Source organism: Kitasatospora sp. NPDC059462, from assembly GCF_042749955.1.
Classification (GTDB): domain Bacteria; phylum Actinomycetota; class Actinomycetes; order Streptomycetales; family Streptomycetaceae; genus Kitasatospora.
In genome coordinates, this window is record NZ_JBHYUU010000002.1 from 87,235 (window position 1) to 114,204 (window position 26,970).

The window sequence follows — 26,970 nt, forward strand, 5'->3', positions numbered from 1 at the left end:
GGCGGCCAGCCGCAGGCCGTACTCCGGCACCCGGCTCCCGCACGCGGAACCGCGCCCGGAGGGGCCGCGTCCAGCATGGGGTGGGGCCGGGCTCGGACGGAGCCGGTCGTGGTGTGCCAGGGAGCGAACGGGTGACGAGCTACAGCGATCAGGCCGGTCTCAACGGTCGTGCGGGGGGCGACCAGGAGGCCGCGGGGTACGCCCCGGTCGGCCTGCCGGAACTCGCCGCCGTCGTCGACCGCGTCCGCGGCAACATCGAGAGCGTGATCGAGGGCAAGCCGGAGGCCGTGCGGATCGCCCTGACCGTCCTGCTCGCCGAGGGCCACCTGCTGCTGGAGGACGTGCCCGGCGTCGGCAAGACCATGCTCGCCAAGGCCCTCGCCCGGTCCGTCGACTGCACCGTGCGACGCATCCAGTTCACCCCGGACCTGCTGCCCTCGGACGTCACCGGCACCAACATCTTCGACCAGCAGCAGCGCGACTTCGAGTTCCGCCCCGGTGCGATCTTCGCCCAGATCGTGGTCGGCGACGAGATCAACCGGGCCTCGCCCAAGACCCAGTCCGCGCTGCTGGAGTCGATGGAGGAGCGCCAGGTCACCATCGACGGCACCAGCTACGAACTGCCCTCGCCGTTCATGGTCGTCGCCACCCAGAACCCGGTCGAGATGGAGGGCACCTACCCCCTCCCGGAGGCCCAGCGGGACCGCTTCATGGCCCGGATCTCGATGGGCTACCCCAGCCCCGAGGCCGAGTTCGCGATGCTCGACGTGCACGCCGGCGCCAGCCCGCTGGACGACCTGCAGCCGGTCGCGCACGCCGCCGACATCCTCAAGCTGATCGACCTGGTCCGCACCGTGCACGTCGCCGACCCGGTCCGCCGCTACGCCGTCGACCTGGTCGCCGCCACCCGCAACAGCCACGAGCTGCGGCTCGGCGCCTCGCCGCGCGCCACCCTGCACCTGGTCCGGGCGGCCCGCGCCGCCGCCGCCCTGGACGGCCGCGACTACGTCACCCCGGACGACATCCAGCGCCTCGCCGTCCCGGTGCTCGCCCACCGCCTGATGCCCACCGCCGAGACCCAGCTCAGCCGCCGCACCGCCGAGCAGATCGTCGCCGACCTGGTCGCCCGCCTGCCGCTGCCGCGCCCGCAGCAGGGCGGCACCGCCGTCCGGAGGGGCTGAGGTGGGCCCGTCCGACGAACCGTCGGGCCTGCGCGCCGGCCTGCGCGGACTCACCACCCGCGGCCGCTCCTTCCTCGCCGCCGGGCTGACCGCCGTGGTCTGCGCGTACCTGCTCGGCCAGGACGCGCTGCTGCGCGTCGGCGTCCTGCTCGCCGTGCTGCCGCTGGCCGCCGCGATGCTGCTGGCCAACACCCGCTACCGGGTCGCCAGCGGACGCCGGCTCACCCCGCACCGCGCGGTGGCCGGCCAGGAGGCCCGGGTGCACCTGCGGGTGGACAACGTCTCGCGGGTCCCCACCGGCCTGCTGCTGCTGGAGGACAAGGTCCCGTACGTGCTCGGGCCGCGCCCGCGGTTCGTGCTGGACCGGGTCGAGCCGCGCGGCCACCGCGAGGTCTCCTACCGGGTCCGCTCCGACCTGCGCGGCCGCTACCCGCTCGGCCCGCTCCAGCTGCGGCTCTCCGACCCGTTCGGGATGTGCGAGCTGAACCGCTCGTTCTCCGCCTCCGACGTGCTCACCGTCGTCCCGCAGGTGCTGGCGCTGCCGCACGTGCGGCTCAGCGGCGAGTGGGCCGGGCAGGGCGAGAGCCACACCCGCTCCCTCGCGCTGGCCGGCGACGACGACGTCATCCTGCGCGAGTACCGGGCCGGCGACGACCTGCGCCGGGTGCACTGGAAGTCCACCGCCCGCTACGGCGAGCTGATGGTCCGGCGCGAGGAGCAGCCCCGCCGGGCCCGCGCCACCGTCCTGCTGGACACCCGCGAGACCGGCCACCGCGGCAGCGGCCCGGCCTCGTCCTTCGAATGGGCCGTCGGCTGCGCCGCCTCCGTCGCCGTGCACCTGCTGGAGCGCGGCTACCAGACCCGGCTGCTCACCGACACCGGCCACGCCGTGCCCGGCATCGAGGGTGACGGCGGGCACGGCGCCGCCGTCACCTCCGGCGTCATCCTGGACGCGCTCGCCGTCGTCGACCTCTCCGACGGCGCCGGGCTCTCCCGCGCCGAGGAGCCGCTGCGCTCCGGCGGCGAGGGCCTGCTGGTGGCCGTCCTCGGCGAACTCGACGAGGAGCAGACCGCCCGGCTCGCCCGGCTGCGCAACCGCACCGGCGGCGCCGTCGCCTTCCTGCTCGACACCGGCACCTGGGCCGGGCTGCGCCTGCTCGCCCCCGACACCGGCGGCGAGGAGTTCCGCGACCGGGCCCGCCGGCTGCGCGAGGCCGGCTGGACGGTGCTCACCGTCCGCGCCGGCGACTCCGTCCCCGAGCTGTGGCGGGCCGCCGACCGGGCCGAGTCGTCCGCCCCCTACCGAGAGGAGGCCGGCGCGTGACCACCCGGGCCAAACTGACCGTGTACTCGGCGCTGGCGACCGCCCTGGCCGCGCTCTGCCTGACCCCGCTGCTGACCTCCAGGGGCTGGATCGTCCACGCCTACCTGGTGGTGGCGGTCCTCGCGCTGGTGGGCGCCGGACTGCGGCGCACGCCGTTCTACCGGTGGACCGTGCCGCTCGGCCAGCTGCTGGTGCTGTTCGTCCTGCTGCTGCTCGGCTTCGCCTCCTCCTCCGCGGTCTTCGGCGGCGTGGTGCCCGGCACCGAATCGGTCCGCACCCTCGGCCGGGTCCTCGGCCAGGGGTTCACCGACGTCCGTGACTACGCCATCCCCGCCCCGCCCAACCCCGGCCTGCGGATGATCCTGGTCGGCTCGGTCGGCCTGATCGCCGTCGCGGTGGACACCGTCGCGGTCACCTACCGCCGCTCGGCGCTGGCCGGGCTGCCGCTGCTCGCCCTCTACTCGGTCGGCAACGGCCTGGCCGGCGACCAGAGCAGCTGGCTCTGGTTCGCCACCGCCGCCGCCGGCTACCTGCTGCTGCTCTTCGCCGAGGGCCAGGACCGGGTCTCCCGCTGGGGCCGGATCTTCCGCGGCGCCGAACGCGGTGAGGGCGGCGGCCTCGGCGCGCTCGGCCAGGGCGGCCGGCAGGTCGGCGTGGTGGCGCTCGTGCTCGCCCTGCTGCTGCCGGCCTTCCTGCCGCGCTGGGGCTCGGGTCTGCTGCACAGCGGCTCCGGCACGGCCGCCGGCCGGCACGGCGGCGCGGGCGCCAGCAGCCTCGACCCGCTGGTCGCGCTGACCGGGGCGCTGCCCAACCCCCGTCACATCGAGCTGTTCACCTACTGGTCGGAGAGCAAGTCCGCCGGCTCCACCTACCTGCGCACCGGGGCGCTGGATGTCTTCGACGGCGAGACCTGGAAGCGCGGCTCGTCGAACACCGTGCCGTTCACCGGCGCCCTGCCCGCCCCCGAGGGCCTGGGGCCGGTCGACGTGCCGGAGGCCAAGACCGAGGTCATGATCGGCAACCGGCTGGACGACGCCTGGCTGCCGCTGCCCTACCCGGCGCGGACGGTCAACCTGCGCGACAACTCCGCCTGGCAGCTCGACCCGGCCACCGCCAGCGTGCTCCCCGCCAAGGACAAGGCGATCAAGGGCCTCAAGTACACGGCCACCGGCCTGGAGGTGCAGCCCACCGCCACCAGCCTGCGCAGCGCGCCCAAGCCGGCCGAGCGGATCTCCCGGCAGTACCTCAACGTTCCCGAGCTGCCCCCCGTGGTCAAGCAGACGGCGCTCGACATCACCAAGAACGCACCGACCCAGTACGACAAGATGGACGCGCTGCGTGCCTGGTTCACCGGCCCGGAGTTCACCTACGACGCCACCACCAGGACCGACAGCGGCGGCGACGCGATGGCGGACTTCCTCGCCCGCCGCCGCGGGTTCTGCGTCCACTTCGCCTCCACCATGGCGGTGATGGCCCGCTACCTCGGCGTCCCCTCCCGCGTCGCGCTCGGCTTCACCCCCGGCGACACCAAGGGCGGCAACGTCTACTCGGTGACCGACGCGATGTACCACGCCTGGCCCGAGCTGTACTTCGAGGGCTACGGCTGGCTGCGCTTCGAGCCCACCCCGACCCGCGGCGTCCAGCCCGACTACTCCGACCCGGTCTCCGCCCCGGCCACCCAGCCGACCACCGCCCCGGCCCCGCAGCCGCAGGCCACCGCGCCGGTCGACACGCCGTCCGCCAACCCCGACTGCGACGCCAAGCTGCGCCGCACCGGCGACTGCGGCGACCGGCGCGACACCGCGGCCGGCACCGACCAGGGGTTCGCCCTGCCCTCCGGCAAGACCCTGGCCGCGCTGGCCGTCGCCCTGCTCGGGCTGGTGCTCCTGCTCACCCCGATGGTCTGGCGCGCCCTGCTGCGGCGGCGCCGGCTCGGCACGGGCGGGCGGCGCGGCCCCGGCGGGCCGGGCGGTCCGGGCGGGCCGGGACCGGACGGGCTCACCGACGCCCAGGTGCTGGCCGCCTGGGACGAGCTGATCGACTCCGCCTGGGACCTCGGCATCCCGCCGGACGAATCGCGCACCCCGCGCGCCGCCGCCCGCCGGATCGTCGAGACCGGCGAGCTGGACGAGGCCTCGGCGGCGGCCGCCGGCCGGGTGGCGCTGGCCACCGAGCGGGTGCTCTACGCCCGCTCCGCGCAGGTCGGCGAACCGCTGGCGGCCGACGTCCGGACCGCCCGGGCCGGGCTGCGGGCGCGGGTCGGACGACGGGGCCGGATCAGGGCGCTGCTGCTGCCGCCGTCCTCCGCCCAGCTGCGGTGGCGGATCTCGGACGCAGTGCTGACCGTCCGGCTGCGGACCGGCGCGCTGGTCGCGCGGGCGGCCGGGGCGGTCACCGGACCGGTCCGCCGGGTCCTGACCCGGCGCCGGCGCCGCGGCCCGGGCGGCGGCGGGGAGTCCTGACGGAGCCGGACGCACCGCGAGGGCGGGCAGTCGCTCGACTGCCCGCCCTCGCGGTGTGCGTTCCGGTGTCCGTTCCGCTGTGCGTACCGGTGCCCGTACCGTCCGGCGGTACGGGCCGTGAGGTCTCCGTGGGATGGTCTCCGTGGGATGGTTCGCCGGATGGCCGCGGCTTGGCCGCGGGCCTCAGAACCCGCCGGTCTGCTCGTCCCGCCGACGCTGCCAGCGCTGCTCGACCCGGTCCATCATCCCGGCCTTGCGGCGGGGCGCGGCGGCCTGGCCGCCGGAGCGCTGCGCCTGGCCGGCGGGGGCACGGCGCCAGCCCGTCACCGCGAAGACGGCGCATCCGAGCATCACCAGGAAGCCCACCACGCTGACCCAGATCTGGTCGACGACCATGCCGCCCATCAGCAGGCCGATACCGACCACGAAGCCGCCGACGGCCAGGTAGACCCGTCGGCGGGTGTAGGTGCGCAGACCGCTTCCCTCAAGCGCAGACGCGAATTTGGGATCTTCGGCATACAGCGCTCGCTCCATCTGGTCGAGCAGTCGCTGCTCGTGCTCCGAGAGCGGCACGGAGTCCTCCTACTCGTCGGTCGCGGGTGCGACCGGTCCGCCGCCCCGGTCGGGGTGGCAAGTCCAATCAGCCTTCAGAACACGCGGTCGGACGCCTGTGCGGGGGCCCGGGCCCGTGTCGTCCATATGCCCCGAGCATCCGGCGGTCATGCTTTCCGGCTTTACCCAGATCATACGGTCCACGGGCCCTTCGCGGAGCGGTCGACCACGCGTGGACCCGGCCACTTCGGCGGCTCCTCGCCGTACTCTCCCCAACGCGGAGGACGCCGGACAAGTGCCCGATCCGTTGGAATCGGCCCGGACCTGGGGAGATCCCGGGGAGAAGGCGGGGAGACGGGCGGGGGGCGCGCCGGAGATCCGTCGGCGAACGGAAGGAAGTCCGTCGGCGAACGGCGGTCGGCCGTCCGGTCAGCCCAGGGTGGCCAGCAGGTGGAGCTGGGTCGCCACCGCGTGGAAGGCGGGCTGCCCGGCGGCGGCCTCCTCCAGCTTGAGCAGCGCATCGAGCGCGCCCGGCTCGGTGTCCACCAGGACGCCCGGCACCAGGTCGGCGAAGACCCGCACGCCGTGCACCGACTCCACCCGCAGTCCGGCCCCGGCCGTCAGCCGGTCCAGCTCGTCCGCGGTGAAGCGGCGCGGCATCGGGTCGTTCGCGCCCCAGCGGCCGTCGGCGGCGGCCAGCACCGCGCGGGCGTCGTCGAAGTGGCCGCCGAGCGCCCGGGCGAGCACGGCGCCGTTGCGGTTGGCGGCCAGCAGGCTCACGAAACCGCCCCGGCGCAGGGTGCCGGCCAGGCTGCCGAGCGCCTCGGCCGGGTCGTCGACGACCTCCAGCACGCCGTGGCAGAGCACCGCGTCGACGCTGCCGGGCGCGACCAACTCGGGGAGGGTCTGGGTGTCGCCCTGCACGGCGCGCACCAGATCGGTCACGCCGGCCTCGGCGGCCCGGCGCTCCAGCGCGAACAGCGCGTCCGGGCTCGGGTCGACCACGGTCACCCGGTGGCCCAGCCGGGCCACCGGCACGGCGAAGTTGCCGGTGCCGCCGCCGGTGTCCACGACGTCGAGCACCGGCTGGTCCAGCTCGGCCACCCGCTTCTCCAGGGCGGCGCGCACCACCTCCCACACCACGGCGGTACGCAGGGCGCTGCGGGGACGCGTCGGGTACAAGGCGGGGCTCCTTGGCACGTGCAGTGTCGATCAGGTTGCCTCCACCTTAGGCCACCAGGCACGGTCCGCCCCGGCCGCCGTTCGGCCGCCGCTTCCCTCACCCGGCCTCGCGCACCTCCCCCGGCGGAGCGTCCGACGGCCGGCCGTCGGCCCCTTCCACGCCGCCCGCTCCGTCGACGCCGTCCAGCGGCAGCCGCGGGGCGGGCGGGGCGACGTGCAGACCGAGCAGGCGCTCGACCAGGCGCAGGAACAGCGCCGAGTTGCGGACCAGGTCGTCCGCGTCCCGGGCCGAGGCCGAACCCCGGATGCCCGCCTCGGCGGCCGCCCGGCGGCGCGCGCCCGCCGCGAAGTACGGCGCCCACTCGGCGAGTTCGGGGGCCACCTCGGGCAGGACCTCCCAGGCGCTGCGGATCGCCCGGCGCCGCCGCTCGCTCTTCTCCGGGCGCCCGCGCACGGCCAGCACCGCCGCGACGGTGCGCAGCGCCGCGAGGTGCGCGGCGGCGTACCGCTCCAGCGGGTCCTCCAGGGTGCGGGCCCGGGCCAGGGTGCGGTGGGCCTCGGCGAGCAGGTCGAGCGCGGCGGGCGGGGCGGCGCTCCGGCGCAGCACCGGGTGCACGTCGGCACCGGCGGACGGCCGGTGGGCGGAGGGGCGCGCGGCGCTCCCCGGTCGGTAGGCGGCGGAGTGGAGGCGGGCGGTGACGGGCTCAGGGTGGCTGATGGTCATGGTCTCCCCCGTTCCGAGGCAGCGCGCGGGCCGGGTGGCCCGTGCCCCTCCATCGTGAACGGCACCACTGACAATCGGGCCCCGCGGTGCTCCCGCCCGGCCGGTCCCCGAAGCGCCGTCCCCCACGGACGGCGCTTCGGAACGTCCCGGTCCCCCCGGGCGCCGGCTCCCCCGTGGCCCGCTCCGCCGCCCCGTGCCGGCGGTGCGCAGCCTCCGGCCGGCTCCGGTGCGGACGGGCCCGCGGCGTTGCGCCGGCCGTCCGCTCCTCCGGGGCGGGGCGCCCGATGCGCCGCCGACCCGGTGTGACCACTGTGGCGTCCGCGCAGGTCGGAGGCCATCCGCGCAGGTACTCAATCGCCCGTCTGAGTATCCGTACTCAGACCGTCCGGACGGGAACCACCGGCCCCGCCGACGGCGTCCCGGTACGGTACGGCGAGCCGGGCCGACCCCGGCGGGGACTGCGAGCAGGAACGGACGGGGAAACGGATGACGATCGTCCCGCTGATCTTCACCAGCGGACTGGCGAGCGGGATCAACGCCTACGCGGTGGTGCTGCTGCTCGGTCTGCTGGGCCGGTTCGCCGGGGCCGAGTCGGTGCCGGCCGCCCTGGAGCGCACCGATGTGCTGCTGGCGGCCGCGGCGCTGTTCCTGCTGGAGGCGGTGGCCGACAAGATCCCGTACGTGGACAGCGTCTGGGACGTCGCCCACACGGTGATCCGGCCGGTCGCGGGCGCGACCGTCGGCGCGCTGCTCGCCTCCGCCGACCCGGGGTCGCTGGGCGAGGTCGCGGCGGGTGCGATGGGCGGCACCACGGCGCTGGTCAGTCATCTGGTGAAGGCCTCGCTGCGGATGGCGGTCAACACCTCCCCCGAGCCGGCCAGCAACATCGCGGTCTCGCTCGCCGAGGACCTCTCGGTGGCCGGGCTGGTCACGCTGGCGATCTTCCACCCGTGGCTGGCGGCCTCGATCGCCGCCGTCCTGCTGGTGGCCGGCGTCCTGCTGGTGTGGTTCGCGATCAACCGGATCCGTGCCTTCCGTGCCCGCCGCCGCGAGCGCCGCGCCGCCCGAGCCGCCCGTACCGCCGGGTCCGGCGGGGCCGACGGGTCCGCCGCCGGGCAGCCGGTGGCCGGGGGAGGCATCCGGCGGTCCTAGGATCGGAACCATGGCACGGATCGTCATCATCGGCGCAGGTATGAGCGGGCTCGCGGCGGCTTCCCGGCTGGCGACCCTCGGGCACAAGGTGACGGTCTGCGAGGCGCGTGGCACCTACGGCGGCATGGTCGGCCGCTACGAGCGCGACGGTTTCGCCTTCGACACCGGCCCCGGGCTGCTCACCCTGCCGGCCGTCTACCGCGACCTCGCGCTGAAGACCGGGCGGGAGCCGCTGGAAGAGCTGGTCGACCTCGGCCCGGTCGATCCGGAGAGCCGGCACCTGTTCCCCGACGGGACGGCCGTGTCCCTGCCCAACGCCTCCCGGGGCGGCGTGGTCCAGGCCCTCGACCAGGCCTTCGGCCCGGGCGCGGGCGAGCAGTGGGCCGGTGTGCTCAACCACGGCCGCACGGTCTGGGAGGCCACCCGCCGTCCGCTGCTGGAGGAGCCGCTGCCCGCCGACCCGGCGCCGCTGCACACCGATCCGTACCCCGTGCCCGCCCCGGCGCGGCGCGGCCTGTTCGGCCGGCGGCGCGCACCGCGCCAGTGGACGCTCGCCGACGTCGCCGCCGAACAGCTCGGCGGGCACCCGGGACTGACCGCCCTGCTGCACGAGCACGCCCTGCGGTTCGGCCTCGACCCGCGCACCGCGCCCGCCGGGGCGACCGTGCTGCCGTACATGGAGCAGTCCTTCGGCGTCTGGTACGTCAGGGGCGGCCTGCGCGCGCTGGCCGACGCCGTCCACCGCCGCTGCGAGCAGCGCGGGGTGGAGTTCCGCTTCCAGACGCCGGTGGCGAAGGTGGTCGTCCGCGACGGCCGGGTGTGCGGCGTGCAGACCAAGGGCGACCGGATCGACGCCGACCTGGTGGTCTCCTCGATCGACGCCCGGGTGCTGCACACCCAGTGGATGGGCCCGGCGGAGAGCTCCGACGAGTGGCCCGCCGCCGCCGGCCGGCTGCACGGGGTGCCGGGCCGGGTGAGCGTGCTGCTCGCGCTGCGCGGCGCCCGCCCGGAGGGCACGGCGCACCGCACGGTGGTGCACGCCGGTGACCCGGCGGCCGAGCTGGCGGGCGTCTTCGACCCGGGCGCGCCGCTCGCCGACCGGCCGACCGTGCAGGTGCTGCGGCCGGACGACCCGTCGCTGCACCCGGAGGGGCACGAGGCCGTGGTGCTGACCGCGACCACCCCGTCGCTGGACCTCGACTGGGGCGCGCCGGGAGTGGCGGACGCCTTCGCCGACCGGATGCTCGACCACGTCGACGCGGCCGGCCTGAACCTGCGCGAGCGGCTGCTCTGGCGGGCGGTCCGGACCCCCGAGCACACCGAGCGCGAGGCCGGCTCCTTCTTCGGCTCCGTCCCGCCCCCCGCCCTGGCCGGCCTCGACGGCAACCTCCTCCAGGCCCCCAACGAGGACCACCCCGGCCTCTACCTCACCGGCGGCGCCGCCCACCCCGGCGGCGGCCTCGCCCGCGTGGGCATGTCCGCCTGCATCGTCGCCAACCTCATCGGCCCCGCCTGAAGCCGACCCGAATCTACGCGTATAGAAACCCCCGCCCGAGGCCAGGCCAGACCGACCCCAGCAGACATGCACCCCGACATAGAAAGTCGACCCCGCCGACTTTTCGCGCCGGCAGCCAGCGGCATGACACCCGGAGCAGAAAGTCGAACCCGCCGACTTCCCACTCCAAGCACCGCAAATCTACGCGCGCAGATTGCCCCGCGGGAGCAGAAAGTCGGGCGGGCCGACTTCTCGCGCGAGGCCAGGCCGGCCACCGACAGGCGCACCCCGGGAGTCGAACCCGCCGACTTCTCGCACAGGCGGCCAGCGGCAGGGCACCTGGCACAGAAAGTCGGGCCGGCTGACTTTCAGGTCGGATGAATCTATGCGCATAGACGAGCCCGCGGGAACAGGAAGTCGGGCAGGCCGACTTCTCGCGCGAGGCCAGGCCGGCCACCGGCAGGCGCACCCCGGAGCAGGAAGTCAGCCTCGCCGACTTTTCGAACAGGCGGTCAGCGGCAGGGCCCCTGACACAGAAAGTCGGGCCGGCCGACTTTCCACTCCAAGCAACGCAAGCCTATGCGCGTAGACAGCCCTGCAGGGGCGGGGATCCAGGCGGACGGGCATTTTACCCGAGGCCAGGGCCGCCAGCGGCCACGCCCCGGAGCAGAAAGTCGGGCCCGCCGACTTTTGGGGCGGGCAGCCAGGGGCGGGGCACCCGGAGCAGGCCCGGAGCAGGAAGTCGGTCCGGCCGACTTTCCACTCCGGGCCGGATGAATCTACGCGCATAGATGCACCTGCGGGAGCAGGAAGTCGGGCGGGCCGACTTCTCGCGCGAAGTCAGGCCGGCCGCCGACAGGTGCACCCCGGAGCAGGAAGTCGAACCCTTCGACTTCTCGCGCAGGCAGCCAGCGGCAGGGCGCCCAGCACAGAAAGTCGGGCCGGCCGACTTTCCACTCCGGGCGCCGCAGATCTATGCGCGTAGATAGCCCTGTGGGGGGCAGGGATTCGGGCGAGCCGACTTTTCACGCGAGATCAGGGCCGCCAGCGGCCACGCCCCGGAGTAGGAAGTCGGGCTCGCCGACTTTTGGGGCGGGCGGGCAGTGGCGGGGCGCCCGGAGTGGGAAGTCGGGCGGGTCGACTTTCTGCTCCGGGCGGGCGGCTCTATGCGCGTAGATTCTCTCGTGGGGGTGGAAAGTCGGGTAGATCGACTTCTCGCGCAGGAGTCGGGGGGTCAGGGCTGCTGCTGCCAGGAGGTGGGGTGCTGCTGCTGGTAGCCGTACTGGTCGTAGTGCGGCTGCTGGGGTTGCTGGGGGATGCCGGTGATGGGCTGGTCGGGGTGCGGCTGGGGCTCGGTGGGCTGCCACTGCTGCTGCTCGTAGCCGTATTGCTGATGCTGCTGCGGCTGCTGCTGGTAGGCCGCGTAGGGGTCGGGCTGGGGCTGCTGCTCGTAGCCGTACTGCGGCTGCTGCTGCTGGGGGTAGCCGCCGTAGCCCTGGTCGTAGCCGACGGGCTGCTGCCACTGCTGCTGCTCGTAGCCGTACTGCTGATGCTGCTGCGGCTGCTGCTGGTAGGCCGCGTAGGGGTCGGGCTGGGGCTGCTGCTCGTAGTACGCCGGTGCGTACACGCCGTCGGCGGCCAGCTCCTGCATCTCGAAGGCGGCGGTCTGCTCGACGGCCGTCTCCTCCGCGACCGGCGCCGCGGCCGGGGCCTCCTCGACCGCGCCGACCTCGCCGACCTGCTCCACCGCGACCGCCGCCGCCGCGACCGCCGCGCCCCCACCGGTGAGCGCACCGAGGAACGGCACCCTGGCGAGCGGCCCGGGCAGGCTCCCGTCCGCCAAGCGCAGCGACCACCCGGCCGCGTACCCACGCTTCACCGAGAGCGTCACGAAGGTCTGCCCGACCGCGAACATCGCGGCGCCCGCGCCGATCACCGGGACCGAGCCGACGGCCATCCCGCCGGCCACCGCGAGGAAGCCGCCGAGGGCGAGTCCGCGCCAGTGCAGCGGGGCCCGGTTCTGGAACAGCAGCTCGGCGACCAGCCAGAGCGCCACCACCGCCAACGCGCCGTACAGCAGCAGGTATCCGATGCCCATCCCGCCCGCTACCTCCAGTCGCGTGCCCGCGCCCGCCGCGCGTGTGCGGCGACTGTACCGGTTCAACGGCCCGGGTACCGCATCGCGTTCCCGACCTCCGCGGGAACGCGATGCGGCGCAGCTCAGCGCCGGTGCAGACCGAGGTTCTGGTAGATCTCCAGGGTCGCCGTCGAGTGGTTCAGCGTGATGAAGTGCAGCCCGGGGACGCCCTCCGCGAGCAGCCGCTCGGACATCGCGGTGGCGTGCTCCATGCCGATCGCGCGCAGCGCCACCGGGTCGTCGACGACGGCGCGCAGCCGGGCTTCGAGGTCCGGCGGGAACGCCGAGCCGCTGAGCTGCGGGAACCGCTCCAGCTGCTTGGCGTTGGTGACCGGCATGATCTCCGGGATGATCGGCGTGTCGCAGCCGGCGGCCGAGACCCGGTCGCGCAGCCGCAGGTAGTCGTCGACCTCGAAGAACATCTGGGTGATGGCGTAGTCGGCCCCGGAGCGGATCTTCGCCACGAAGTGCCGGATGTCGTCGTCCCAGTTGGTCGAGCGCGGGTGCATGTTGGGCGAGGCCGCCACGCCGACGCAGAAGTCGCCGATGCCCTTGATCAGCTCGACCAGCTCGTACGCGTAGGTGACGCCCTGCGGGTGGCTGATCCACTCGCCCATCGGGTCGCCGGGCGGGTCGCCGCGCACCGCGAGGACGTTGCGCACGCCCTGGTCGGCGTACTGGCCGATGATGTTGCGCAGCTCGGCGACCGAGTGGTCGACGGCGGTCAGGTGGGCGACCGGGGTGAGCGTGGTCTCGGTGGCGATCCGGCCGACCATGTTCACGGTGCGCTCGCGCGAGGAGCCGCCGGCGCCGTACGTCATGCAGACGAAGTTGGGGTCGAGCGGTTCGAGCCGCCGGATGGCGTCCCAGAGCTTCTGCTCACCGACCTCGGTGCGCGGCGGCATGAACTCGAAGGAGAAGGACCGCTTTCCGGCTGCCAGGAGGTCGCGGACCGTCTGTGCGCGGTCCGGTCTGGTCGAAGCGATACCGAGTGCCATGATGGCAGGTTAGCCGTCGGCGGAAGGGCACGGACAACTCGGTTCCAGCCTTTGAGACGCCGGATGGACGAGGGGTGGACTCCGGATGGACGACGCCGCCCCCGGCGGTGGTGTCCGTACGAACACCGCCCGGCGCGCGGGGGCCTGACCTCGTGCGTACGGCTGTTCCCCTCCACCCCGGATACGCTTGCGCTGCACCCCAGCTACCTCCGGAGCCCCATCGTGACCTCGTCCAGCCAGCGGCCGGCCAATCCGATCGACGTGGAGGACGTGCGCGAGCGCGTCAACGCCGCCCTCGCCGGCTTCATGGACGGCCAGTCGGCCCTGCTCGGCAAGGTCTCCCCGCAGCTGGAGCCGGTCACCGAGGCGCTGCGCGACTTCCTGCTGGACGGCGGCAAGCGGCTGCGCCCGGCGTTCTGCTACTGGGGCTGGCGCGGTGCCGGCGGCCCGGCGGCCGGCGAGGGGATCGCCCGGGCGGCGGCGGCCCTGGAGCTGCTGCAGGCCAGCGCGCTCGTCCACGACGACCTCATGGACCGCAGCGACACCCGCCGCGGCCTGCCCTCGGTGCACCGCCGCTTCGAGGGGATGCACCGCGAGCGCGGCTGGCGCGGCGACCGCGAGCAGTACGGCGCCTCGGCGGCGGTGCTGCTCGGCGACCTGCTGCTGATCTGGTGCGACGAGCTGTTCCTGAACTGCGGCCTGGAGCCGGCCGCGGTGCTGGCCGCCAAGCCGGTGTTCGACCTGATGCGCACCGAGGTCATGGTCGGCCAGTACCTGGACGTCCTGGAGCCGGTCGCCGGGGACTCCGCCGACGAGGGCGCTCTGGAGCGGGCGCAGACCGTCCTGCACTACAAGTCGGCCAAGTACACGATCGAGCGACCGCTGCAGGTCGGCGCGCTGCTGGCGGGCGCCCCGTCCCGGCTGGTGGAGGCCTACGGGGCGTTCGGCCTGCCGCTGGGCGAGGCGTTCCAGCTGCGAGACGACCTGCTCGGCGTGTTCGGCGACCCGGCGGTCACCGGCAAGCCGGCCGGCGACGACCTGCGCGAGGGCAAGCGGACGCTGCTGGTCGCGCACGCCATGCGGGGGCTGCCGGCCGGTGAGGCGCGGCACCTGGACGAGCGCCTGGGCGCGCCGGACCTGACCGCCGGGGAGGTCGCCGGGCTGCGGGAGCTGGTGGCCCGCAGCGGCGCGCCGGAGCGGGTGGAGCAGCGGATCGAGGAACTGCTGCGCCAGGCGCTGGCCGCGCTGGAGGCGGCCCCGCTGGCGGACCCGGCGGCCCGCACGACGCTGCTGGCGCTGGCCGAGGCCGCCACCGTCCGCAAGTACTGACAGGTTCCGGCAGGTACTGACAGATACCGGCAGGTACCGGCAGGTCCTGACACGCAGCCGGGAAGGGCGCCGGGCGCCCCCGGGGCAGCGCGTACGGAACGGACGGCGGCGGCCCCGCCGGTCAGACCTCGCGCAGCCGGCGGGCGAACTCGGCGGCCGCGGCCCCCGGGTCCTCCGCGGCGGTGATGGCCCGCACCACCACCACCCGGCGGGCGCCGGCGGCCAGCACCTCGTCCAGGTTGCCGAGGTCGATGCCGCCGATGGCGAACCACGGCCGCGCGGTCCCCAGCTTCGCCGCGTACTCGACCAGGCCGAGGCCCGGCGCGGGGCGGCCCGGCTTGGTCGGGGTCGGCCAGACCGGCCCGGTGCAGAAGTAGTCGACGCCGGGCTCGGCGGCGGCCGCGTCCACCTCGGACTCCGCGTGGCAGGACCGTCCGATCAGCACGTCCTCGCCGATGATCGCCCGGGCGGCGGGCACCGGCAGGTCGTCCTGCCCGAGGTGCAGCACGTCCGGGCCGGCCGCGTGGGCGACGTCGGCGCGGTCGTTGACGGCGAGCAGCTTGCCGTGGCGGCGGCAGGCGTCGGCGAAGACCTCCAGCGCCGCCAGCTCCTGCCGGGCCTCCAGGCCCTTGTCCCGGAGCTGGACGATGTCCACGCCGCCCGCCAGCGCGGCGTCCAGGAACTCGGCGAGGTCGCCGCGCTCGCGCCGGGCGTCGGTGCACAGGTAGAGCCGGGCGCCGGCGAGCCGGGCGCGGCGGTCGGTCGCGGCCGGGTCGGTCACAGCGCCATCGCCTGGGCGCGGCGCTTGACCTCGGTGGCCCGGTTCTCCCAGAGCGCCTGGACGGGGGTGCCGGGCAGCGACGGGTCCTCGGTGAACATCCACACAAGGGCCTCCTCGTCGCTGAACCCGCTGTCGCGCAGCACCGTCAGCGTGCCGACCAGGTGCTTGACCGGGCCGGTCTCGTCGATGAACGCCGCCGGGACCTGCAGCGACTTGTTGGGGCCGCGCCGGACGGCGATCAGGTCACCCTTCTTGACCATGTTGCGGACCTCGGTGACCACCACACCCCACTTCTCGGAGATGTCGGGGAGGTACAGCCACGCGGGGACCAGGGCTTCAATCTTGGCTTCGATCTCACTCACAAGCACCAGACTGCCACCTCGGCGGCCCGCCGCGCACCAACGGGTCCGCCGCCCCGCGCTACCCGGCGGCCAGGGCCGCCTTCAGCGGGACCGCCGGATCGGCGGCGCGGGCCGGGTCGAGCACGGCTCCGCGCTCGACCAGCCGACGGCCCTGGGTGAGGTCGCGCGGCCGGTCCACCGCGAGCAGCGCCCGCAGGACGCCGTCGCGCAGCCACAGCACCGACCAGTCCGGGTCCTGCGGCGAACCGCGCCACAGCAGTTCGTCGTCCGCGCCGTGCCGCCCGGCGTACTGGACCATCCGCCCGAACTGCTCGGACCAGAAGTACTGCACCGGGTCGTACGGCGGCGCGTCCGCGCCGAGCAGGGTGGCGGCGACCGCCTCGCCGGACTGCAGCGCGTGGTCCCAGTGCTGGACGGTGAGCCGGGTGCCGGAGCGCGCCGAGGGGTAGCTGACGCAGTCGCCGGCCGCGAGGACGCCGGGCACGGTGGTGCGCAGCCGCTCGTCGACCAGGACGGCGCCGGCCGCGTCCAGGGCGACCCCGGTGCCGGACAGCCAGCCGGTGGCCGGGCGGGCGCCGATGCCGACCACCACCTCGTCGGCGGGCAGGTGCGAGCCGTCGGCGAGCAGCACCGCGCCCGGCTCGACGGCGGCGACGCCGGTGCCGCAGCGCAGGTCCACCCCGGCCTCGGCGTACCAGGCGGCCATCGCCCGGCCGACCTCCGCGGGCAGCGCGCCGGGGACGGGCGCCGGGCCGGCCTCGACGACGGTCACCTCGCAGCCGGCCGTCCGGGCGGCGGTGGCCACCTCGGCGCCGATCCAGCCCGCGCCGACCAGCACCAGGCGCAGGCCGGGGCGGAGCAGGGCGCGCAGCGCGAGCGCGTCGTCCAGGGTGTGCAGCAGGTGGGCGCGCTCGGCGCCGGGCAGGGCGCGCGGCTCGGCGCCGGTGGCGATCACCAGCGCGGCGTACGGCTCGTCCCCGGCGTCGGTGTGCAGCACGCCCGCGCCGCCGGGGCCGCCGGGGGTGAGGCCGGTGGCCCGGCGGCCGGTCAGCAGTTCGACGTCGAGCCCGGCGAAGTCGAGGTCCAGGGCGGTGCTGTCGGCCTTGCCGAGCAGGACGTCCTTGGAGAGCGGCGGCCGGTCGTACGGCGCGTGCGGCTCCTCGCCGACCAGCGTGATCCGCCCCTGGAAGCCGTCGCGCCGCAGCACCGCGGCGCACTGCGCCCCGGCCAGCCCGGCGCCGACCACGACCACCCGATCCGTCTGTCCCGTTCCGCTCAGCTCAGCCACGCCGTCACTGTACTGAGCCCGGTCCGAGCTCTCCGGACCCAGGGCTCGTCCTCACACCCCCGTCGTCGTCCGCCCGGAGGGCGGGCCGGGCGGCGTCCGGGTGCGTGCGTCCCGAGGCGGAGGCGGGGGGCACCTCCCGGCCGCAGGGCCGGCGGCGCGCCGCCCGGCAGGCGGGGGCCCGAGGACGGGTCCCGGGGCCCGTCCGGGCCGCCCCCTTCGCGGGCGCCTTCAGGGGCGACGCCGCCCGGAGTTAAGGTGGGGGCACCATCACGGGAGCCCGGCGCACCGGGCTGAGAGGCGGGCTGGCACGGCCTGCGACCGTCCGAACCTGATCCGGGTCATTCCGGCGAAGGGAGAACAGCTTTGACACGCCTGGGACGGGGCGCCCACGCCGAGGTGCTGGTCATCGGCGGTGGGATCATCGGACTCGTCGTCGCCTGGCGGGCGGCCCAGCGCGGACTGCGCGTCGTCGTGGTCGACCCCCGGCCGGGCCACGGCGCCGCCCAGGTCGCGGCGGGCATGCTCGCCCCGGTCACCGAACTCCAGTACGGCGCGGAGCCGCTGCTGCGCCTCGGGATGGCCTCCAACGAGCGGTACGCGGCCTTCGCCGCCGAACTCACCGAGGCGAGCGGCGGCACGGACACCGGCTACCGCCGGTGCGGCACCCTGGCCGTCGCCCTGGATTCCGACGACCGCGCCGAGCTGCGCGAGCTGCACGCCTTCCACCAGCGGCTGGGCCTGGACTCGCAGTGGCTCACCGGTCGCGAGGCCCGCCGGCTGGAGCCGATGCTCGCCCCCGGCGTGCGCGGCGGCCTGCACGTCACCGACGACCACCAGGTCGACGGCCGCCGGCTGGCCGAGGCCCTGCTGCACGCGTGCGGGCGCACCGGCGTGGTGGTGCACCGCACCGAGGCCGCCGAGCTGCTGGTCGAGCACGACCGGGCGACCGGCGCCCGGCTGGCCACCGGGGAGAGCGTCACCGCCGACCGGGTCGTGCTCGCGGCCGGCTCGCGCAGCCATCTGCTGCCGGGCCTGCCCCCGGGCGTGCTGCCGGCCATCCGCCCGGTCAAGGGCCAGGTGCTGCGGCTGCGGGTGCCCGAGGCGTACCGGCCGTTCCTCTCCCGCAACGTGCGCGCCGTCGTCCGCGGCGGCCACCTCTACCTGGTGCCGCGCGAGAACGGCGAGCTGGTGGTCGGCGCGACCACCGAGGAGCAGGGCCACGACACCACGGTGACCGCCGGCGGGGTGTACGAGCTGCTGCGCGACGCGCACGAGCTGGTCCCCGGCATCACCGAGCTGCCGCTGGTGGAGACCGGCGCCGGGCTGCGGCCCGGCTCGCCGGACAACGCGCCGCTGCTCGGCCCGACCGCGCTGCCCGGGCTGGTCGCCGCCACCGGCCACTACCGCAACGGCGTCCTGCTGACGCCCGTCACCGGCGACGTGCTGGCCGAGTACCTGGCCACCGGCACCCTGCCGGAGCTCGCCCTCCCGTTCTCCCCCACCCGATTCACGAAGGTCCCGGCATGAGCCCCCGCACGAGCGACATCCCCCTGAGCGTCAACGGCGAGCCCCGCGAGGTGCCCGCCTCGACCACCCTCGCCGAGGTGGTCGCCACCCTCAGCCAGGCGCACTCCGGCGTCGCCGCCGCGCTGAACGAGGCCGTGGTGCCGCGTGCCGAATGGCCGCGCACGCCGCTGTCGGCGGGCGACCGGATCGAGATCCTCACCGCCGTCCAGGGGGGCTGACCGATGGCCGACGACCTTCTCACCATCGCCGGGACGTCCTTCTCCTCCCGGCTGATCATGGGCACCGGCGGCGCCCCCAGCCTGGAGGTCCTGGAGCAGGCGCTCCGGGTGTCCGGCACCGAGCTGACCACGGTGGCGATGCGCCGGGTGGACGCCGGCACCCGGGGCTCGGTGCTCGACGTGCTGACCCGCAACGGCATCCGGGTGCTGCCCAACACGGCCGGCTGCTTCACCGCCGGCGAGGCCGTGCTGACGGCCCGGCTGGCCCGCGAGGCGCTCGGCACGGACTGGGTGAAGCTGGAGGTGATCGCCGACGAGCGGACCCTCCTGCCGGACCCGATCGAGCTGCTGGACGCCGCCGAGACGCTGGTCGACGACGGCTTCACCGTGCTGCCGTACACCAACGACGACCCGGTGCTGGCCCGCAAGCTGGAGGACGTCGGCTGCGCGGCGATCATGCCGCTGGGCTCGCCGATCGGCTCCGGCCTCGGCATCCGCAACCCGCACAACTTCCAGCTGATCGTGGAGGGCGCGGGCGTCCCGGTGATCCTGGACGCCGGTGCCGGGACCGCCTCGGACGTGGCGCTGGCGATGGAGCTGGGCTGCGCCGCGGTGATGCTGGCGTCCGCCGTCACCCGGGCCCAGGACCCGGTGCTGATGGCCGACGCGATGCGGCACGCCGCCGAGGCCGGCCGCCTCGCCCACCGGGCCGGCCGGATCCCGCGCCGGTTCCACGCCGAGGCGTCCTCCGCGATGGCCGGCCGCGCCGATCTGGACACCCGCGAGCACCCGGCTTTCTGAGCGACCGACATTCCGGATAAAGATCCGATCATCATCCTGGTGTCACAAACCGGGCACAGAGCGGCCCCGAGGGCGGTGTCCCCCGGGGCCGGCGCACCCCCACGCCCTAGACTCGCCGGGTGGACATGGCATTGCGCGACCCCCTGATCGGTACCCTGCTCGACGGCCGGTACCGGGTCGAGCGGCGGATCGCCGCGGGCGGGATGTCCACCGTCTACCAGGGCAACGACACCCGGCTCGACCGGATCGTGGCGCTCAAGGTGATGCACCCCTCGCTGGCCGGCGACACCGCGTTCACCACCCGTTTCATCCGCGAGGCCAAGGCCGTCGCCCGGCTCGCCCACCCCAACGTCGTCAACGTCTTCGACCAGGGCGCCGACGCCGGGCACGTCTTCCTCGCCATGGAGTACGTGCCCGGCGGCACCCTGCGGGACCTCCTGCGCGACCGCGGCGCGCTCTCCGTCCGGGCCGCCCTGGACGTCCTGGAACCGGTGCTCGCCGCCCTCGGCGCGGCCCACCGGGCCGGTCTGGTGCACCGCGACGTCAAGCCCGAGAACGTGCTGATCACCGACGACGGCCTGGTGAAGGTCGCCGACTTCGGCCTGGTCCGGGTGCTGAACGCCGCCGACGGCGCCACCACCTCCACCACCGCGACCGCCGGCACCGTGCTCGGCACCGTCTCCTACCTCGCGCCCGAACAGATCCGCCCCGGCGCCGAGACCGACCAGCGGGTGGACGTCTACGCGGCGGGCATCCTGCTGTACGAGATGCTCACCGGCTCCCGCCCGCACACCGGCGAGAACCCCGTCCAGGTGATGTACCGCCACCTGCACGAGGACATTCCGCCGCCGTCCGCCGCCGTCCCCGGGGTGACGCCCGAGCTGGACGCCATAGTGGCGGGCGCCTGCGCCCGGGACCGCGCGCACCGCCCGCACGACGCGGTCGAGCTGCTCGCCGCGCTCCAGCGGGTCCGCCGCGGGCTCACCCCGGACCAGCTGGACGCCGAACCGCCCGCCGCCACCCGCCCCGGCCCGGGGTACCCGGCCGGCGAGGCGACCTCGGTGCTCACCCCGGTGCTGCTGCCGCCCCCGGTCGAGCGCACCAGCGTGCTGGACGTGCCGCCGGACGTCATGGACCAGCTGCTCACCGAGCCGCGCCCGTACGACGAGCCGCCGCCGGAGCGCGCCCCGCGCCCGCCGCGCGCCCGGCGCACCCGCTCCGGCGCCCGCCGGCTGCCGCGCGGACCGCTGATCTGGACGGCCGTGGTCCTCGCCGTGGCCCTGCTGGTCGGCGGGGCGACGTACGCGATCTCCGGCGCCGTGTACGGCACCGTGCCGGGCGTGCTCGGCAAGAACCGGACCGAGGCGGAGCGGATCCTGGACGCCGCCGGCATGCACGGCAAGGTCTCCGAGGTGTACAGCGAGTCCGTCCCGGCCGGCCAGGTGATGGCGGCCGCCCCCGGGGTGGGCACCCGGACCAGGAAGAGCGACGCCGTCACCCTCACCGTCTCGCGCGGGCCCAAGCGGATCGCCGTGCCCGACGTGGTCGGCCGCCCGTCCGCGCAGGCCGCGTCGGCGCTGACCGGGGCGCAGCTGACGGCCGGCACGGTCACCGAGACCTACAACGACACCGTCGCCGAGGGCTCGGTGATCAGCAGTTCGCCGGCGGCCGGGCAGCAGGTGCCGGAGAACACGCCGGTCGCGCTGGTGGTCAGCAAGGGCATGGTGCCGGTCCCGGACGTCACCGGGATGTCCAAGGAGGCCGCGGAGAAGGCGCTCCAGGCGGCCGGGTTCTCGATGCAGAGCAACGGGGTCAACCTGTTCGGCACCGGCAAGGTGACCGGCCAGTCCCCGGCGGCGGGCGAGCGCCGCCCGCAGCGCACCGTGGTCACGGTCAACTTCCCGTTCCTCTAGGCCCGGGGCCGGGACCGGCCGGGCGGGACCGGCCGGGGCGGGACCGCACCGCTAGCGCAGCGGTCCGTCGCCCGGCTGCTCCTGGTGGGTGTAGCGCTGCTCCCGCCACGGGTCGGCCCGGTTGTGGTAGCCGCGTTCCTCCCAGAAGCCGCGCCGGTCGGCCCGCATGTACTCGACCGCCCGGACCCACTTGGGGCCCTTCCAGGCGTACAGCCGCGGGACCACCAGCCGCACCGGGAAGCCGTGCTCGGCGGTGAGCGTCTCGCCGTCCCGGTGGGTGGCGAGCAGGGTGTCGGGCGCGGCGAAGTCCTCCAGCCGCAGGTTGGCGCTGTAGCCGTACTCGGCCCAGACCATGACGTGGGTGACGTCGGTGTCCGGCGGCACCAGGTCCAGCAGGACGGCGGCGGGCACCCCGGTCCACTCGCCGTCGAGCACGGAGAACCTGGTCACGCAGTGCAGGTCGGCCCGGACGGTGGTGCGGGGCAGGGCGTTGAAGCCCGCGAAGTCCCAGCTGTGCTTCTCCGCCGAGGCGGTCGCCCCGAACACCTGGAGGTCCCAGGTCAGCGGCTTGAAGCGGGGCACCGGGCCGTAGTGCAGGGCGGGCCAGCCGCGCTGCACGCGCTGGCCCGGCGGGAGCCCGGGGTCAGACGGCGGCGACGGTTCTTGTTCGGACTGACCCATGGATCCATGGTGACAGACGGCGGGCGACGCCCGGTGCGCGCCCCTTCATCACCTCGTGCGCCCGCTCGCACGGGTCAACAGCGGAGCGCCCTCCTCTCGCGTGCCACCTCACGCGCGGGGCAAATCGGATATTCCGACACATGTCCTAGTGAGTGTGAACTTACTGGAATTTCGTCCCATCTCGGTGCCAGGATGCCTGGAGCCGACGCCGGAGGGTAAACGGTCCCGGTCCCGCACGCGAGCAGGAAGGCAGCGCCATGAAGGGCGACGCAGAGGTCATCGAGTTCCTCAACGAACAGCTCACCGCCGAGCTGACCGCAATCAACCAGTACTTCCTGCACGCCAAGATGCAGGAGAACTTCGGCTGGACGAAGCTCGCCAAGTACACCCGGCACGAGTCCTTCGACGAGATGAAGCACGCCGAGGTGCTCACCGACCGCATCCTCTTCCTCGACGGGCTGCCCAACTACCAGCGGCTCTTCCACGTCCGGATCGGCCAGACGGTCAAGGAGATGTTCGAGGCCGACCGGCAGGTCGAGGTCGAGGCGATCGACCGGCTGAAGCGCGGGATCGTGGTGATGCGGGCCAAGAACGACATCACCTCGGCCAACATCTTCGAGTCGATCCTGGCGGACGAGGAGGAGCACATCGACTACCTCGACACCCAGCTCGAACTGGTCGAGAAGCTCGGGGAGGCGCTCTACATCGCCCAGCTGATCGAGCAGCCGGAGTCCTGACCGGCTCCGGCACCGCCCCGGCCCGGGGCTCCGGTCAGGCCGCGCGCAGCGGCGCCCGCGCCGGCACCGACGGAGCGGCGGCGGACGCGACCCCGGCCTCCGGGTCGGCCAGGCCCAGCCTGGCGGCGAGCCGGGCGGTCGGGCAGGGCCGGGCGCCGTGCTCGCCGAGCAGGGCCTGGATCCGCCGCACGCAGGAACCGCAGTCGGTCCCGGCCTTGCAGCCCTTGGCGATCTGGCGGGGGGTGTTGGCACCGCCGTCGATCGCCTGCTTCACCTGGTCCTCGGTGACCGCATGGCACATGCACACGTACATTGCGGTCTCTCCCGGGGTGAAGCGGTGAAGCGGAGCGGATCTTGACTAAGGCAAGCCTCAGTTCACTAAGCCTCACCTTACCCGGCCGTGCCGGGTACGCAAAAGCCTCCCCCGCCCGGGAGAACCCCGGGCGGGGGAGGCTTCTGTCACAGTCGGAGCGCCCGCGGGCGCCGGTCCGTGGCCGGTCAGTTGCCGCCGCGGTACATCTCGGCGACCAGGAACGCCAGGTCCAGCGACTGGCTGCGGTTGAGCCGCGGGTCGCAGGCCGTCTCGTAGCGCTGGTGCAGGTCGTCGACCAGCACCTCGTCGCCGCCGCCGACGCACTCGGTGACGTCGTCGCCGGTCAGCTCCACGTGGATGCCGCCCGGGTGGGTGCCGAGCGCGCGGTGCACCTCGAAGAAGCCCTTGACCTCGTCGAGCACGTCGTCGAAGCGGCGGGTCTTGTGACCGCTGGACGCCTCGAAGGTGTTGCCGTGCATCGGGTCGCAGATCCAGACCGGCTGCGCGCCGGAGGCGGTGACCTTCTCCACCAGGGCCGGCAGGTGGTCGCGGACCTTGCCCGCGCCCATCCGGGTGATGAAGGTGAGCCGGCCGGGCTCGCGCTCCGGGTCCAGCTTCTCGATCAGGGTCAGCGCCTCGTCGACCGAGGTGGTCGGGCCGAGCTTCACGCCGATCGGGTTGCGGATCTTCGAGGCGAACTCGATGTGCGCGTGGTCCAGCTGGCGGGTGCGCTCGCCGATCCACACCATGTGGCCGGAGACGTCGTACAGCTCGCCGGTGCGCGAGTCCACGCGGGTCAGCGCGGTCTCGTAGTCCAGGATCAGCGCCTCGTGGGACGAGAAGAACTCGACCGTCCTGAACTCCTCCGGCGCCACGCCGCAGGCGTTCATGAACGCCAGCGCGTTGTCGATCTCGCGGGCGAGCTGCTCGTAGCGCTGGCCGGCCGGCGAGTTGCGCACGAAGTCCTGGTTCCAGGCGTGCACCTGGCGCAGGTCGGCGTAGCCACCGGTGGTGAAGGCGCGCACCAGGTTGAGCGTCGCGGCGGAGGCGTTGTACATCCGCTTCAGGCGCTCCGGGTCCGGGATCCGGGACTCGGGGGTGAACTCGAAGCCGTTCACCGAGTCGCCCCGGTAGACCGGCAGGGTCACGCCGTCGCGGGTCTCGGTCGACTTGGAGCGCGGCTTGGAGTACTGGCCGGCGATGCGGCCGACCTTGACGACCGGCACCGAGGCCGCGTACGTCAGCACGGCCGCCATCTGCAGCAGGGTCTTCAGCTTGTTGCGGATGTGCTCCGCCGAGACACCGTCGAAGGCCTCGGCGCAGTCACCGCCCTGCAGCAGGAACGCCTCACCACGGGCCACGGCACCGAGCCGGGCGCGCAGCTGGTCGCACTCGCCCGCGAAGACGAGCGGCGGATACGAGGCGAGCTCGGCAAGGGTCTTGCGCAGAGCCTCTTGGTCCGGCCATTCAGGCTGCTGCGCCGCGGGCAGGGACTGCCAGGAGTGGGGATTCGTCACGGTCACGGGCTCAAGGCTACGGGGTGCGACAACCGATTCGTGACCACCGCCCGAGGGGTGAGACACCTTGCGGACATTCGGGTGACCGGCCTCACTCCCGGCCGGCATCCGCTAGGCTCGGGCCCGTGAACACGCCGCACACCTCCTCCTGGTGGTGGGCCGACCCCCTGGGTGGCCCACAGCCCGCGCGTTCCTAGACGCAGACGACCGGCCGCCCCTCGGGGCGGCCGTCGGCTTTCTCCAGCCGGCCGACAGCCCTCCCGGGAGCGGATCCCCCACCGCCGCAAGCCACCCGGAAGGAACGCCGTTACCGTGACCAGCGCCGCCGACCTGCTCGCCCGTCTCACCGCCGCCGACGCACCGGCCTTCGCCCTGCTGCACCGCCGCACCCCGCGCACCGCGCCGGACACCGTCGAGGTCCTGATCGGCACCGTCGACGCCTACGAGCGGCTGGCCGACCTCCCGGTCCGCCACGGCGTCCCCGCCGACGGCCCCGTGCACGACCTGCTCGCGCTCGTCCCCTACCGGCAGATCCGCGAGCGCGGCTTCGAGGCGCACGACGACGCCACCCCGCTCCGGGCCCTCGCCGTCACCGAGCAGTACGCCCTGCCGCTCGCCGAGGTCGCCGCCGCGCTCCCCCGGCTGCCGGTCACGCTGAGCGGCGGCGGCTTCGACGTCGACGACGCCGAGTACGCCGAGATCGTCCGCCGGGTGATCGAGGAGGAGATCGGCCGCGGCGAGGGCGCCAACTTCGTCATCCGCCGCGACTTCACCGCGACGCTGGAGGCCCCCGGCGGAGCCGGTGACGGACATTGCTCGCCCGCGCTCGCGCTCACCCTGTTCGGCCGGCTGCTGGAGCAGGAGCGCGGCGCCTACTGGACCTTCCTGGTGCACACCGGCGAGCGTCCGGCCGACGGCCTGCCGGGCCGCTGCCTGGTCGGCGCCTCCCCCGAGGTGCACGTCCGGCAGAGCGGCGGGACGGTCGTGATGAACCCGATCTCCGGCACCTACCGCTACCCGGCCTCCGGCGCCGGCCTCGACTCGCTGCTCGCCTTCCTCCACGACCCCAAGGAGCTGGAGGAGCTGACCATGGTGGTCGACGAGGAGCTCAAGATGATGTGCACCGTCGGCGACCTCGGCGGCCAGGTGCTCGGCCCCCGGCTCAAGGAGATGTCCCACCTCGCGCACACCGAGTACGAGCTGCGCGGCCGCACCTCGCTGGACGTCCGCGAGGTGCTCAAGGAGACGATGTTCGCCGCCACCGTCACCGGCAGCCCGGTGCAGAACGCCACCCGGGTGATCAAGCGCTACGAGCGCGGCGGGCGCGGCTACTACTCCGGCGCGCTCGCCCTGATCGGCCGCTCGGCCAGCGGCGGCCAGCTGCTGGACTCGCCGATCTGCATCCGCACCGCCGACATCGACCCGGCCACCGGCCGGCTCGCCGTCCGGGTCGGCGCGACCCTGGTGCGCCACTCCGACCCGCTCTCCGAGGTCGCCGAGACCCACGCCAAGGCCGCCGGGGTGCTCACCGCGATCGGCGCCCGCCCGGCCCCCGACCGCCCGGCCGGCCCGAACGGCCCGCGGCTGGCCGACGACCACCGCGTCCAGGCCGCGCTGGACGCCCGGCGGGCCGGGCTCGCCCCGTTCTGGCTGCGGATGCAGCAGCCGGCCCGGGTCACCGAGGACCTGGAGACCCTGGTCGTCGACGGCGAGGACACCTTCACCGCGATGCTCGCCCACCTGCTGACCTCGCTCGGCCACCGGGTCACCGTGGTCCGCTACGACGAGCCGGGCCTGCGCGAGCGGGTCGCCGCCCACCGGGGCCCGCTGGTGCTCGGCCCCGGCCCGGGCGACCCGGCCGCCGGGGGCGATCCCAAGATGGCGGTGCTGCGCCCGGTCGTCACCGACGCGCTGGCCGCCGTCCGCGCGGGCCGGCGCACCGCCCCGCTGCTCGCCGTCTGCCTCAGCCACCAGCTGCTGTCCGCCGCGCTCGGGCTGCCGCTGGTCCGCAAGGCGGTGCCGTACCAGGGCGCGCAGGAGAGCATCGAGCTGTTCGGGACGCGGCGCACGGTCGGCTTCTACAACGCCTTCACCGCCCGCTGCGACGACGCCGACGCCGCCCGGCTGGCCGCCGAGGGCGTCGAGGTGTCCCGCGACCCGCTGACCGGGGACGTCCACGCGCTGCGCGGGCCGGGCTTCGCCGGGCTGCAGTTCCACCCGGAGTCGGTGCTCACCCGGGAGGGCGTGGAGATCGTCGCCGGGCTGCTGCGCGAAGCGGTGGCCGCGCCCCGCTGAC

General features: G+C 74.7%; 23 protein-coding genes and 1 riboswitch. Of the genes, 12 read left to right on the forward strand and 11 right to left on the reverse strand.

Annotated features, from left to right (window positions below; genetic code table 11):
- Positions 1 to 131 precede the first annotated feature (131 nt).
- From ACFXAM_RS01125 to ACFXAM_RS01135, 3 genes are read left to right on the forward strand one after another with little or no spacing between them, the layout of a single operon-like run.
- The gene (locus ACFXAM_RS01125; protein ID WP_380286852.1) at positions 132 to 1,181 is read left to right on the forward strand and encodes an AAA family ATPase; all 1,050 of its coding nucleotides are present in this window, start codon (positions 132 to 134) and stop codon (positions 1,179 to 1,181) included.
- Position 1,182: 1 nt separating this feature from the next.
- A complete protein-coding gene (locus ACFXAM_RS01130) occupies positions 1,183 to 2,505 on the forward strand; it encodes a DUF58 domain-containing protein (RefSeq protein WP_380286853.1) in 1,323 nt (440 codons plus the stop codon).
- Positions 2,502 to 4,967 (forward strand): transglutaminaseTgpA domain-containing protein, encoded by a 2,466-nt coding sequence (locus tag ACFXAM_RS01135; RefSeq protein ID WP_380286854.1) that lies wholly within the window; start codon positions 2,502 to 2,504, stop codon positions 4,965 to 4,967. Before ACFXAM_RS01130 ends, ACFXAM_RS01135 begins: the two co-directional genes overlap by 4 nt.
- Before the next feature lie 183 nt (positions 4,968 to 5,150).
- Here the strand turns inward: ACFXAM_RS01135 and ACFXAM_RS01140 are convergent, their stop codons facing one another.
- From ACFXAM_RS01140 to ACFXAM_RS01150, 3 genes are all read right to left on the reverse strand, one after another.
- Positions 5,151 to 5,540 carry a DUF3040 domain-containing protein gene (locus tag ACFXAM_RS01140; RefSeq protein WP_380286855.1) on the reverse strand — a complete coding sequence of 130 codons (390 nt, stop codon included), beginning with the start codon at positions 5,538 to 5,540 and terminating at the stop codon, positions 5,151 to 5,153.
- Between the two features lie 408 nt (positions 5,541 to 5,948).
- A complete protein-coding gene (locus ACFXAM_RS01145; RefSeq protein ID WP_380286856.1) occupies positions 5,949 to 6,701 on the reverse strand; it encodes a methyltransferase domain-containing protein in 753 nt (250 codons plus the stop codon).
- Positions 6,702 to 6,798: 97 nt separating this feature from the next.
- A complete protein-coding gene (locus ACFXAM_RS01150; RefSeq protein WP_380286857.1) occupies positions 6,799 to 7,425 on the reverse strand; it encodes an SAV_6107 family HEPN domain-containing protein in 627 nt (208 codons plus the stop codon).
- Between the two features lie 486 nt (positions 7,426 to 7,911).
- On the opposite strand from ACFXAM_RS01150, the gene ACFXAM_RS01155 reads away from it, so the two are divergent.
- Positions 7,912 to 8,577 (forward strand): DUF4126 domain-containing protein, encoded by a 666-nt coding sequence (locus ACFXAM_RS01155; RefSeq protein WP_380286858.1) that lies wholly within the window; start codon positions 7,912 to 7,914, stop codon positions 8,575 to 8,577.
- 10 nt (positions 8,578 to 8,587) lie between these two features.
- Entirely contained in the window at positions 8,588 to 10,093 is a 1,506-nt protein-coding gene (locus ACFXAM_RS01160; protein ID WP_380286859.1) for a phytoene desaturase family protein, read from the forward strand.
- A gap of 1,213 nt (positions 10,094 to 11,306) precedes the next feature.
- Here ACFXAM_RS01160 and ACFXAM_RS01165 read toward each other — a convergent pair.
- Both ACFXAM_RS01165 and metF read right to left on the reverse strand, forming a co-directional pair.
- Positions 11,307 to 12,170: a hypothetical protein gene (locus ACFXAM_RS01165; protein ID WP_380286861.1), complete on the reverse strand. Its 864-nt coding sequence runs from the start codon at positions 12,168 to 12,170 to the stop codon at positions 11,307 to 11,309.
- 122 nt (positions 12,171 to 12,292) lie between these two features.
- On the reverse strand, positions 12,293 to 13,207 hold the full coding sequence (gene metF / locus ACFXAM_RS01170; RefSeq protein ID WP_380286862.1) for a methylenetetrahydrofolate reductase [NAD(P)H]: 915 nt from the start codon (positions 13,205 to 13,207) through the stop codon (positions 12,293 to 12,295).
- Positions 13,208 to 13,429: 222 nt separating this feature from the next.
- Here metF and ACFXAM_RS01175 point away from each other — a divergent pair, with 222 nt between their 5' ends.
- Positions 13,430 to 14,536, forward strand: coding sequence for a polyprenyl synthetase family protein (locus ACFXAM_RS01175; protein WP_380286863.1), 1,107 nt, complete (start codon positions 13,430 to 13,432; stop codon positions 14,534 to 14,536).
- A 121-nt stretch (positions 14,537 to 14,657) separates the two neighbouring features.
- On the opposite strand, the gene thiE is transcribed toward ACFXAM_RS01175, so the two are convergent.
- From thiE to ACFXAM_RS01190, 3 genes are read right to left on the reverse strand one after another with little or no spacing between them, the layout of a single operon-like run.
- A complete protein-coding gene (thiE, locus tag ACFXAM_RS01180; protein ID WP_380286864.1) occupies positions 14,658 to 15,317 on the reverse strand; it encodes a thiamine phosphate synthase in 660 nt (219 codons plus the stop codon).
- Positions 15,314 to 15,679 carry an Rv2175c family DNA-binding protein gene (locus ACFXAM_RS01185; RefSeq protein WP_380286865.1) on the reverse strand — a complete coding sequence of 122 codons (366 nt, stop codon included), beginning with the start codon at positions 15,677 to 15,679 and terminating at the stop codon, positions 15,314 to 15,316. The genes thiE and ACFXAM_RS01185 overlap by 4 nt, the downstream gene beginning before the upstream one ends.
- Before the next feature lie 58 nt (positions 15,680 to 15,737).
- Positions 15,738 to 16,967, reverse strand: a complete 1,230-nt coding sequence (locus ACFXAM_RS01190; protein ID WP_380286866.1) for an NAD(P)/FAD-dependent oxidoreductase — start codon at positions 16,965 to 16,967, stop codon at positions 15,738 to 15,740.
- A gap of 259 nt (positions 16,968 to 17,226) precedes the next feature.
- A riboswitch (TPP riboswitch) is annotated at positions 17,227 to 17,339 on the forward strand.
- Here ACFXAM_RS01190 and thiO point away from each other — a divergent pair.
- From thiO to pknB, 4 genes are all read left to right on the forward strand, one after another.
- On the forward strand, positions 17,331 to 18,494 hold the full coding sequence (thiO, locus tag ACFXAM_RS01195) for a glycine oxidase ThiO (RefSeq protein ID WP_380286867.1): 1,164 nt from the start codon (positions 17,331 to 17,333) through the stop codon (positions 18,492 to 18,494). Its footprint overlaps the riboswitch before it by 9 nt.
- A complete protein-coding gene (gene thiS, locus ACFXAM_RS01200; protein WP_380284762.1) occupies positions 18,491 to 18,712 on the forward strand; it encodes a sulfur carrier protein ThiS in 222 nt (73 codons plus the stop codon). Before thiO ends, thiS begins: the two co-directional genes overlap by 4 nt.
- A gap of 3 nt (positions 18,713 to 18,715) precedes the next feature.
- Positions 18,716 to 19,513: a thiazole synthase gene (locus tag ACFXAM_RS01205; protein ID WP_380286869.1), complete on the forward strand. Its 798-nt coding sequence runs from the start codon at positions 18,716 to 18,718 to the stop codon at positions 19,511 to 19,513.
- A gap of 125 nt (positions 19,514 to 19,638) precedes the next feature.
- Entirely contained in the window at positions 19,639 to 21,426 is a 1,788-nt protein-coding gene (gene pknB / locus ACFXAM_RS01210; RefSeq protein WP_380286891.1) for a Stk1 family PASTA domain-containing Ser/Thr kinase, read from the forward strand.
- Positions 21,427 to 21,477: 51 nt separating this feature from the next.
- On the opposite strand, the gene ACFXAM_RS01215 is transcribed toward pknB, so the two are convergent.
- A complete protein-coding gene (locus ACFXAM_RS01215) occupies positions 21,478 to 22,107 on the reverse strand; it encodes a sulfite oxidase-like oxidoreductase (protein WP_380286870.1) in 630 nt (209 codons plus the stop codon).
- 257 nt (positions 22,108 to 22,364) lie between these two features.
- Here ACFXAM_RS01215 and bfr point away from each other — a divergent pair, with 257 nt between their 5' ends.
- Positions 22,365 to 22,844: a bacterioferritin gene (gene bfr, locus ACFXAM_RS01220; protein ID WP_380286871.1), complete on the forward strand. Its 480-nt coding sequence runs from the start codon at positions 22,365 to 22,367 to the stop codon at positions 22,842 to 22,844.
- Positions 22,845 to 22,878: 34 nt separating this feature from the next.
- Here the strand turns inward: bfr and ACFXAM_RS01225 are convergent, their stop codons facing one another.
- Positions 22,879 to 23,145 carry a bacterioferritin-associated ferredoxin gene (locus ACFXAM_RS01225; RefSeq protein ID WP_380286872.1) on the reverse strand — a complete coding sequence of 89 codons (267 nt, stop codon included), beginning with the start codon at positions 23,143 to 23,145 and terminating at the stop codon, positions 22,879 to 22,881.
- A gap of 197 nt (positions 23,146 to 23,342) precedes the next feature.
- A complete protein-coding gene (locus ACFXAM_RS01230) occupies positions 23,343 to 24,680 on the reverse strand; it encodes a class II 3-deoxy-7-phosphoheptulonate synthase (protein ID WP_380286873.1) in 1,338 nt (445 codons plus the stop codon).
- Positions 24,681 to 24,986: 306 nt separating this feature from the next.
- On the opposite strand from ACFXAM_RS01230, the gene ACFXAM_RS01235 reads away from it, so the two are divergent.
- Positions 24,987 to 26,969: an anthranilate synthase family protein gene (locus ACFXAM_RS01235; protein ID WP_380286874.1), complete on the forward strand. Its 1,983-nt coding sequence runs from the start codon at positions 24,987 to 24,989 to the stop codon at positions 26,967 to 26,969.
- The last annotated feature ends 1 nt before the right edge of the window (position 26,970 follow it).